An 8,757-nucleotide genomic window follows, 5' to 3' on the forward strand; every position below is an offset into this window, starting at 1 on the left:
ACTGGTCATGGCCCTTTTTTTTAAATATAAAAATAGGCTTACTTGACGAAGGAAAGGGTGCCTTGTATTGAAAAAAGAGAAACTTCGGACAGAAAATATATCATTTCAATATCCTGGGGCAGCCACTTATGCGTTAAAAGATGTTTCATTTTCCTTATATGAAGGAGAATGGGTATCTGTTATTGGACAAAACGGTTCAGGGAAGTCTACACTTGCAAAATTATTGAATGGTTTGTTTTTGCCGGAAGCAGGAACTATTACAGTAAATGATACAATGGTTTTATCAGAGGAAACGGTATGGGATGTTCGAAAACAAATTGGGATGGTATTTCAAAATCCAGATAATCAATTTGTTGGAACGACAGTGCAAGATGACGTTGTCTTTGGCTTAGAGAATATCGGAATGCCAAGAGAGCAAATGGTAGAAAGATTAAATCAGGCCTTGCGACTCGTCCGTATGGAAGAGTTTCTTAATGATGAGCCTCATTCGTTATCTGGTGGGCAAAAGCAGCGAGTGGCAATAGCAGGCGTTTTGGCACTTCAGCCATCTATTTTAATATTAGATGAAGCAACGTCAATGCTAGACCCCCAAGGGAGACGTGAAGTAGTAGAAACGGTTAGACAACTCGTTAATCAAAAAGGTATTACCGTGTTATCAATTACGCACGATTTAGAAGAAGCGGCACAATCAGACCGTGTCATTATTTTAAATAAGGGAGAGATATTAGAGGAAGGAACTCCAGAACAAATTTTCAAGTCCTCTCATATGCTCCAAGAAATTGGATTAGATGTACCATTCTCATTGAAAATAGCAGAATTATTAAAAAGAAATGAAATTCTCTTGCAAAATACGCATCTTACAATGGAAAGCTTGGTGAACGAACTTTGGAGATTACATTCCAAAAAGTAGAACATCGTTATCAATATAAAACTCCATTTGAAAGACGCGCACTTTATGATGTAAACGTGTCGTTTCCAAGTGGGGGCTATTATGCCATTATCGGTCATACTGGTTCAGGTAAGTCGACGATGATTCAACATTTAAATGGTTTATTGCAGCCGACAAATGGCACAGTTCAAATTGGTGAACATTTCATTTCGGCAGGAAAGAAAGAAAAAAAGCTAAAGTCACTACGTAAAAAGGTAGGGGTTGTCTTTCAATTCCCAGAACATCAGTTGTTTGAAGAGACTGTGGAGAAAGATATTTGTTTCGGTCCTACTAATTTCGGAGTATCTGTAGAAGAAGCGAAGCAAAAGGCAAGAGAGGCAATTGAACTTGTAGGGTTAGAACCAGAACTGTTAGCACGTTCACCGTTTGAGTTAAGTGGTGGGCAAATGAGGCGTGTTGCGATAGCAGGCGTATTAGCTATGGAACCCGAAGTGCTTGTATTAGATGAACCTACAGCAGGACTAGATCCAAAAGGGCAGAATGAACTTATGGAGATGTTTTATAAGCTACATAAGGAGAAAGGTCTTACAGTTATCCTTGTAACGCATAATATGGAGGATGCTGCTAAATATGCCGAACAGATTGTAGTCATGCATAAAGGAACGGTCTTTTTGCAAGGAAGTGCAGAGGAAGTATTTTCACATGCTGATGAATTAGAGAAAATTGGCGTGGATCTTCCTATGTCTTTAAAGTATAAACGTGCAATTGAAGAGAAGTTTGGCATTTCAATCCCAAAGGCTACCTTATCTTTAGAGGATCTTACTCATGAAGTTGTGCAGGTGTTACGAAAAGGTGGTCATGAATCATGCAGCAGTTGATTATTGGAAGGTATATTCCAGGGAATTCTCTTATTCATCAACTTGATCCACGTACGAAGCTGCTGATTGTCTTTTTATATGTATTTGTTGTTTTCTTAGCAAATAATGCGATTTCATATGGATTTTTATTTTTATATGCACTCATTGCTTTATTTTTTGCAAAAGTGCCGATTCGTTATGTACTTTCGGGCTTAAAACCAATTCTATGGATTTTTCTTTTTACATTTTTCCTGCATATTTTTACAAATAAAGAAGGGGAAGTACTATTCCAGCTTGGTTGGTTTTCGATACATGAAAAAGGATTAGAGCAAGGGATATACATTTCTATACGATTCTTCGTTATTATTTTAATGACGACATTATTAACGTTAACGACGACACCTATTGAGATTACAGATGGTTTGGAGACGTTATTAAAACCGTTGAAGCGTATAAAAGTTCCTGTTCATGAAATCGCATTAATGATGTCAATTTCTCTTCGTTTTATCCCGACATTGATGGATGAAACGAGTAAAATAATGAAGGCACAAGCGTCACGTGGTATTGATTTTGCTGGGGGACCGATAAAGGATAGGATGAAAGCTATTATCTCACTACTCGTCCCTCTATTTATCAGTGCTTTTAAGCGCGCAGAGGACTTAGCAATTGCTATGGAAGCTCGTGGGTATCAAAGTGGCGAAGGACGTACTAAATTTAGGCAACTGCGCTGGAAAACAAGTGATACAGTAACGATTATAAGCTTACTTTGTTTAGCTTGTATTTTGGCATGGGTGCGATCGTAATGGAGAATAGAGAAATGGATAGAATAAAATGTACGGTTGCATATGATGGCATGCATTTTTGTGGTTATCAAATTCAGCCGCAGCATCGTACTGTTCAACAAGAAATAGAGAAAGCTTTACAGAAATTGCATAAAGGAGAACTTGTTCGTGTGCAAGCATCTGGCAGAACAGATTCTACTGTTCATGCTAAAGGACAAGTGATACACTTTGATACACCGTTGTCTCTTGAAGAGTGGCAATGGAGTAATGCATTAAACACAATGCTACCAGATGATATTGTTATTAGACAGGTAGAGAAAAAAACAAAAGAATTTCATGCGCGTTACGGTGTCGAGAGAAAAGAATATCGTTATCGTGTATTATTATCAAAGACTGCGGATGTATTCCGTAGAAATTACGTATATCAATATCCATATCCGCTCGAAATAAACGCTATAAGAAAAGCGATCCCTTATTTTATTGGAACGCATGATTTCACTTCTTTTTGTTCGGCAAAAACTGACAAAAAAGATAAAGTGAGAACAATTTATGAAATTGAGCTAATTGAGCAAGACGATGAATTAATTTTTCGTTTTGTAGGTAATGGATTTTTATATAATATGGTCAGAATTATTGTTGGTACGTTACTGAGCGTAGGGCAAGGAAAGCTTGATCCAGACAGCATTCCAGAGATTCTAGCGAAACAAAATCGTCAGTTTGCTGGAAAGATGGCTCCTGGTCATGGGCTTTACTTATGGCAGGTAAACTATAACAACTAATCCTGGTGTAACATTTGCTTGACATTAGAAACTCAAAAGTATATCATAACATATGGTATTGTTTCTAAAACCACGATTAGCCCCGGAAGGAAATCGTGTTTAAGATAAACAATAGATTTTTTCTATGGAAAAGATAACGAGGAGGGAAACACATGCGTACGACTTTTATGGCAAAAGCTAACGAAGTTGAGCGTAAATGGTATGTGGTTGATGCTGAAGGTCAAACTTTAGGTCGCCTTGCTAGTGAAGTAGCATCCATTTTACGTGGTAAAAACAAACCTACATTTACACCACACGTTGACACGGGTGATCATGTAATTATTATTAACGCTGAGAAAATTCACTTAACAGGTAATAAATTAAACGATAAAATTTACTACCGTCACACTAACCACCCAGGTGGACTTAAACAAAGAACAGCTCTTGAAATGCGTACAAACTACCCTGTACAAATGTTAGAGCTTGCAATTAAAGGCATGCTTCCAAAAGGACGCTTAGGCCGTCAAGTTTCTAAGAAACTAAACGTGTATGCTGGAGCAGAGCATCCACACCAAGCACAAAAACCAGAAGTTTACGAACTTCGCGGATAATCAATTAAAGGAGGGCTTACTTTGGCACAGGTTCAATACTATGGCACTGGACGTCGTAAGAGTTCAGTAGCGCGCGTACGCCTAGTTCCAGGCGAAGGACGCGTTATCATTAACGGTCGTGATTTTGAAAACTATATCCCATTTGCTGCATTACGTGAAGTAGTGAAACAACCTCTAGTTGCAACAGAAACTTTAGGTAACTACGATGTACTTGTAAACGTAAATGGTGGTGGATACACTGGTCAAGCTGGTGCTATTCGTCACGGTATTTCTCGCGCTTTATTAAAAGCTGATCCAGAATACCGTCTAACACTAAAACGTGCAGGTCTATTAACTCGTGACGCACGTATGAAAGAGCGTAAAAAATACGGTCTTAAAGGCGCACGTCGTGCACCTCAGTTCTCAAAACGTTAATTTTTGCGAACTACAAACCCCAACCATTTTGGTTGGGGTTTTTTTATGTTTCATTCCTCTTTTGGAATTTTTGTAGTTTGGAATATTTTAGTGCTATCCTCTCGCGTATGCTTCTTCTTTAGAAGTTTAGACTAATATGTATTAGGGAGGTTTATAAGTACTATGAATGTCATTGTCAGCTTACAAGAAAAACAAAAAGAAAAGCAGTTGAAATATGAACGGAAGATGCTGCGGGAGTTATCATTAAAAACATTACGTTCAAATATTAGAGATGCCTTTCAGATGCAGGAACTTCATCGACAGTATGAAGATTACTGTATTGAACTAGGGATAGAATCGTATTTATTAGGAGCGAGATATAGTAAGTTTGGTTATTACGGTGAATCATTTTTTGATGTGAAATATAGAGCCTTAGAAGAAGAGCAACAATTAACGGAAACACTATTTCAATTTTTGGCTAGCATGACTATGCGGGAAATTAAATTACAAGATGAGGAATTGCTTTTTGAATCTTGCCAGCAGTTTATCGGTTTATGGTGGCAGGAGGGATATGAAAAAGGTGAAAGAAGATATCGATTAAAGCTTCATTAAGACAAGCATAAACTTTCCTCTTGTCCCATATAAGTAATTAGAGGGACTAGCTGGAGGAGGAAAGGTATGAAGAGAATTCGAATTATCTCTTTTGCACTCGCTGCGGTTGTTTTGTTTTTTTTAGTTAAACAAGAGTTTCAAATTACAAAATCGTGGCGAGCTTGGAATTTACCCTTATCAGGGAAAGTAATTGTATTAGATGCTGGGCATGGTGGACCAGACGGAGGGGCTGTTGGTGGAAAGGATATTATAGAAAAGGATATTACGCTTGAGATTACAAAGAAGGTACAAGATTATTTACAAGAGCAAGGTGCACTAGTTATTTTAACGCGTGATGGAGATTATGATTTAGCACAGAAAGATACAAAATCATATAGTAGACGTAAAGCAGAGGATTTAAAAAAGCGTGTAGAGATTATTAATAAACCTGATGTAGACTTTTTTGCGAGTATTCATTTAAACGCTTTAACTAGTAGTGGATCGAAAGGCGCACAAACGTTCTATTACCGTTCTTCGATTGAAAATGAACGTGCTGCGAAATTTATACAAGCAGAATTGAGAACAAGTTTAGAGAATACGAATCGTTCTGCTAAAACAATTTCTCATGTGTATTTATTAAAGTATGCGAAAACACCAGGCGCTTTAATTGAAGCTGGCTTTTTATCGAATGTGAATGAAAGGTATATGTTAAATTCGGAGAAATATCAGCAAAAGGTAGCGGCTGCAGTATATCGTGGTATATTACGTTATTTCACGGAAAAAGGAAATCCTCCAGAATAAGGAGGATTTTTTTGCGTTTCTCTCGTTAACGAAGTTTTCCGAAAATATGTTATACTGGAAATGTAAACGCATTTATTTCTAAAATAAAGAGAGATACAATAAATTAACATTACGTTATTTTTCATACAGGGGGCTGGGCTAATTATGGTAACGAAAGAGCAAGTAGTGGAAGCGTTAGAAGGGATTGTAGATCCGTTTTTACATAAAACGCTAAAAGAAACAGGGGCAATTAAAGAGGTAACGGTTAAGCCTGAAAAGGAACATGTAAGTGTTAAAATTGCAATCGTAAAAACCGGTACAGCGGAACAAATGCAATTGCAATCTGGAATTGTAAAGTTAGTAAAAGAACTAGGAGCAGCAACAGTAGGGCTTCGCTTTGCAGAATTTACAGAAGAGGAATTAGCTCAGTTTGCACCAAAACAGGAAGATGAGCAAACTGAATCTTTATTGTCACCAAATTCAAAAACGACATTTTTAGCAGTGGCGAGTGGAAAAGGTGGAGTTGGGAAATCAACAGTTTCTGTTAACCTTGCTATTGCTTTAGCTCGTCTAGGGAAAAAGGTTGGTATCATTGATGCCGATATTTATGGTTTTAGCGTACCGGATATGATGGGGATAGAAAAACGTCCTGTTGTAAGAGGAGATAGAATCATTCCAGTGGAACGTCTAGGTGTAAAGGTAATCTCAATGGGGTTCTTTGTAGAAGATAATGCACCAGTTATTTGGAGAGGGCCTATGCTTGGGAAAATGTTAAATCATTTCTTTACAGAAGTAGAGTGGGGAGATTTAGACTATTTAGTTTTAGATTTACCACCGGGTACAGGTGATGTTGCCCTAGATTTACATTCGATGTTGCCGGCTTGTAAAGAAATTATTGTCACAACGCCGCATCCAACAGCGGCATTTGTAGCAGCGCGTGCTGGAGCTATGGCTTTACGCACAGAACATAGTATTCTTGGTGTTGTTGAAAATATGGCGTATTTTGAAAGTAAAACAACTGGTGAAAAAGAATATGTGTTTGGAAGAGGCGGAGGAGATAAATTAGCTGCAGAACTGCAAACGGAAGTACTTGGCCGAATCCCGCTTCAGCAACCTGATTGGAATAAAGAAGACTTTGCGCCGTCGGTATACGAAGATACACATACGACAGGCCTTATTTATCGCACGATAGCTGAGACAGTGATTGATAAAACAGCTGTTGCGCAAAAATAAAATGATAATGAGTGGACGATACGCATATTGTCCACTCATTATTATCGTTATTATTGTTATTGCTGTTCCTTTTTATCGCCTTGAGAACCACCTTCACCGCCTGCTTCTTTTTTATCAGAACCACTTTTTTCAGCCTTTTGTACACCTTTACTAATAATATCAATCATCTTAGCTTGGAAGAGTGGGCTTTCGGCAGTTTCTGTTAGTACTTGTTGTAAATATTGGCGGTATTCTTTGCTCTTCATCGTTTGTAGCATCATTTTTTCTACTTCAGGGTTTTTCATAATTTCTATAACGCCTGCTTGGTATTCAGGGTCTTTTAGTAAAGTTTTCATTAAGGCTGTTTGTTCTTTTCCCATACTTTTAGCGAATTTCGATGAGAACTCAGGGTCTTTAAAGAGCTTTTCCCAGAATTGTTGCCCTTTGTCGGATACCATTGCATCTTCAATCGTTTTCTTTACTACTGTTTCATCTAGTATGAGTGCTTGTTTCATTTTTTCATCAGTTAACACATCTTGAATGGCTTTCTTACCTTGATCAGTTTTTAAAATATCAACAATCATTTTCTTTGTTTGATCATAATCAAGTTCGGACTTTGCTTCTTTTTCTTGTGCACATGCTACAAGTACAAAGAATAAAAAAGAAGAAGTCAAAACGAGCAGCATCCGTTTCATAAGTTGGAACTCCTTTCAACACAGTTCTCTCTTTTTAATATAAATATCTTTAAGGAATTTATACATGAACATGGCTAGCTTTTTGAAATTGTCATTGATACAATTTGATTAGAAATATAAGGATAATGGGGGATGTGTTGTGAATAGCCGCAAGTGGGTACGACTATTTTTTACGACGTTGTTTCTTGGTGGGATTAGTACGGTCATTATTGGGTTTATTTTGGAGTGGGACAAGTACGCTAAATTTTTTCAAAATTTCGACGGAAAGGAGATTTTAGCGGTTTCCTTTTGGTTGATGGGCGTAGGGTTTATTTTTAGTGTTATAAGTCAAATGGGGTTCTTTGCCTATTTAACAATCCATCGTTTTGGATTAGGGATGTTCAGGTCACCTTCTTTATGGAATACAGTCCAGCTCTTCTTCATTGCATTCGTTTTATTTGATTTCGTGTATTTACGATCTGTGTTGATTGCAAATGGGGAAGTTTCATTAGGAAATAACATACTTGTTGCTGGTGTGTTATTTGTGTTTGGTGCCATTGTTGCTTATATAAAAAGTAAAGAAACGAACAAAAAGGCATTCGTGCCCGCTTTGTTCTTTATGGTTGTTGTAACAATCCTTGAGTGGGTACCAGCTCTTCGAATTAATGATACAGATTGGTTATATTTAATGGTGATACCACTGTTATTATGTAATACATATCAGTTACTTATATTACATCGTTTAATTGGAAAGACGAGTAAGTCGGCCTAATGAAGAGAGCTTTTACGCAGAGTAGTTGTACGAATGAAAAAGCTCTATTACCTGAATGAAAGGTAGTAGAGCTTTTTATGTTTGAAGAATTATTGTACATCTTCACTTTTCGTACTTGTGTTGGAAATAAGTTGTGATACGGATATTTGCTCATAGCCGTCACTCTTTAATTTTTGCAGAAGCAGTGGTAAAGCTTTATTTGTTTGAAGGGCAGAATCGGATGCATGTAATAAGACGATATCTCCACCTTTTAAATTATTGGAGACCGTGGAAACGATATTGTTTACACCAGGGTTTTTCCAGTCGTTTGAGTTATTACTCCAATGAACGACGGTGTATCCGAGCGATTCTGCTATTTTAAGTGTTGCTTTGTTAAAATCTCCACTAGGTGGACGCAATAGTTTGATTTGTTTCACACCGAGTTTTGTAAACACATCT

General features: G+C 37.4%; 12 protein-coding genes (1 of these 12 only partly in view). 10 read left to right on the top strand and 2 right to left on the bottom strand.

All coding sequences use genetic code 11. The features are described from left to right. The first annotated feature begins 67 nt into the window (after nt 1-67). The 9 genes from AAG068_RS00815 to AAG068_RS00855 all read left to right on the top strand — a co-directional run bounded on the left by AAG068_RS00815 (nt 68) and on the right by AAG068_RS00855 (nt 6,894). Complete coding sequence (locus AAG068_RS00815) at nt 68-910, top strand: energy-coupling factor ABC transporter ATP-binding protein (protein ID WP_342716614.1); 843 nt, start codon at nt 68-70, stop codon at nt 908-910. Continuing rightward, a complete protein-coding gene (locus tag AAG068_RS00820) occupies nt 886-1,767 on the top strand; it encodes an energy-coupling factor ABC transporter ATP-binding protein (protein ID WP_342716615.1) in 882 nt (293 codons plus the stop codon). The genes AAG068_RS00815 and AAG068_RS00820 overlap by 25 nt, the downstream gene beginning before the upstream one ends. Then, nucleotides 1,755-2,549, top strand: a complete 795-nt coding sequence (locus AAG068_RS00825) for an energy-coupling factor transporter transmembrane component T family protein (protein ID WP_098669536.1) — start codon at nt 1,755-1,757, stop codon at nt 2,547-2,549. Before AAG068_RS00820 ends, AAG068_RS00825 begins: the two co-directional genes overlap by 13 nt. A gap of 14 nt (nt 2,550-2,563) precedes the next feature. Next, a complete protein-coding gene (gene truA, locus AAG068_RS00830) occupies nt 2,564-3,307 on the top strand; it encodes a tRNA pseudouridine(38-40) synthase TruA (protein ID WP_342716616.1) in 744 nt (247 codons plus the stop codon). Nucleotides 3,308-3,459: 152 nt separating this feature from the next. Beyond that, the gene (gene rplM / locus AAG068_RS00835) at nt 3,460-3,897 is read left to right on the top strand and encodes a 50S ribosomal protein L13 (protein WP_001260793.1); all 438 of its coding nucleotides are present in this window, start codon (nt 3,460-3,462) and stop codon (nt 3,895-3,897) included. A gap of 21 nt (nt 3,898-3,918) precedes the next feature. Beyond that, nucleotides 3,919-4,311: a 30S ribosomal protein S9 gene (gene rpsI, locus AAG068_RS00840; protein ID WP_000079986.1), complete on the top strand. Its 393-nt coding sequence runs from the start codon at nt 3,919-3,921 to the stop codon at nt 4,309-4,311. 162 nt (nt 4,312-4,473) lie between these two features. Continuing rightward, nucleotides 4,474-4,902, top strand: coding sequence for a DUF2521 family protein (locus AAG068_RS00845; protein WP_048526371.1), 429 nt, complete (start codon nt 4,474-4,476; stop codon nt 4,900-4,902). Between the two features lie 66 nt (nt 4,903-4,968). Further along, entirely contained in the window at nt 4,969-5,682 is a 714-nt protein-coding gene (gene cwlD / locus AAG068_RS00850) for an N-acetylmuramoyl-L-alanine amidase CwlD (protein ID WP_306188733.1), read from the top strand. A 144-nt stretch (nt 5,683-5,826) separates the two neighbouring features. Next, nucleotides 5,827-6,894, top strand: a complete 1,068-nt coding sequence (locus AAG068_RS00855) for an Mrp/NBP35 family ATP-binding protein (RefSeq protein WP_342716617.1) — start codon at nt 5,827-5,829, stop codon at nt 6,892-6,894. 56 nt (nt 6,895-6,950) lie between these two features. On the opposite strand, the gene gerD is transcribed toward AAG068_RS00855, so the two are convergent. Next, entirely contained in the window at nt 6,951-7,568 is a 618-nt protein-coding gene (gene gerD, locus AAG068_RS00860) for a spore germination protein GerD (RefSeq protein ID WP_098669532.1), read from the bottom strand. A gap of 139 nt (nt 7,569-7,707) precedes the next feature. Between gerD and kbaA the strand changes: the two genes are divergently transcribed. Next, nucleotides 7,708-8,319: a KinB signaling pathway activation protein KbaA gene (gene kbaA / locus AAG068_RS00865; protein ID WP_342716618.1), complete on the top strand. Its 612-nt coding sequence runs from the start codon at nt 7,708-7,710 to the stop codon at nt 8,317-8,319. An 89-nt stretch (nt 8,320-8,408) separates the two neighbouring features. On the opposite strand, the gene pdaB is transcribed toward kbaA, so the two are convergent. Further along, nucleotides 8,409-8,757: the end of a polysaccharide deacetylase family sporulation protein PdaB gene (gene pdaB, locus AAG068_RS00870; protein WP_098346203.1), read on the bottom strand. Its footprint extends 416 nt past the window's final position; only the last 349 of its 765 coding nucleotides appear in the window; the start codon falls outside the window, past its right edge — the gene reads right to left on this strand; the stop codon is at nt 8,409-8,411.

Origin of the sequence: Bacillus paramycoides (assembly GCF_038971285.1) — a bacterium.
In the GTDB taxonomy this organism is placed as follows: Bacteria; Bacillota; Bacilli; order Bacillales; family Bacillaceae_G; genus Bacillus_A.

Bases quoted from the DNA above. Each gene is read 5' to 3' on its own strand.
- AAG068_RS00825 (WP_098669536.1), top strand. From the start codon at position 1,755: ATGCAGCAGTTGATTATTGGAAGGTATATTCCAGGGAATTCTCTTATT.
- truA (WP_342716616.1), top strand. From the start codon at position 2,564: ATGGATAGAATAAAATGTACGGTTGCATATGATGGCATGCATTTTTGT.
- rplM (WP_001260793.1), top strand. From the start codon at position 3,460: ATGCGTACGACTTTTATGGCAAAAGCTAACGAAGTTGAGCGTAAATGG.
- AAG068_RS00845 (WP_048526371.1), top strand. From the start codon at position 4,474: ATGAATGTCATTGTCAGCTTACAAGAAAAACAAAAAGAAAAGCAGTTG.
- cwlD (WP_306188733.1), top strand. From the start codon at position 4,969: ATGAAGAGAATTCGAATTATCTCTTTTGCACTCGCTGCGGTTGTTTTG.
- AAG068_RS00855 (WP_342716617.1), top strand. From the start codon at position 5,827: ATGGTAACGAAAGAGCAAGTAGTGGAAGCGTTAGAAGGGATTGTAGAT.
- gerD (WP_098669532.1), bottom strand. From the start codon at position 7,568: ATGAAACGGATGCTGCTCGTTTTGACTTCTTCTTTTTTATTCTTTGTA.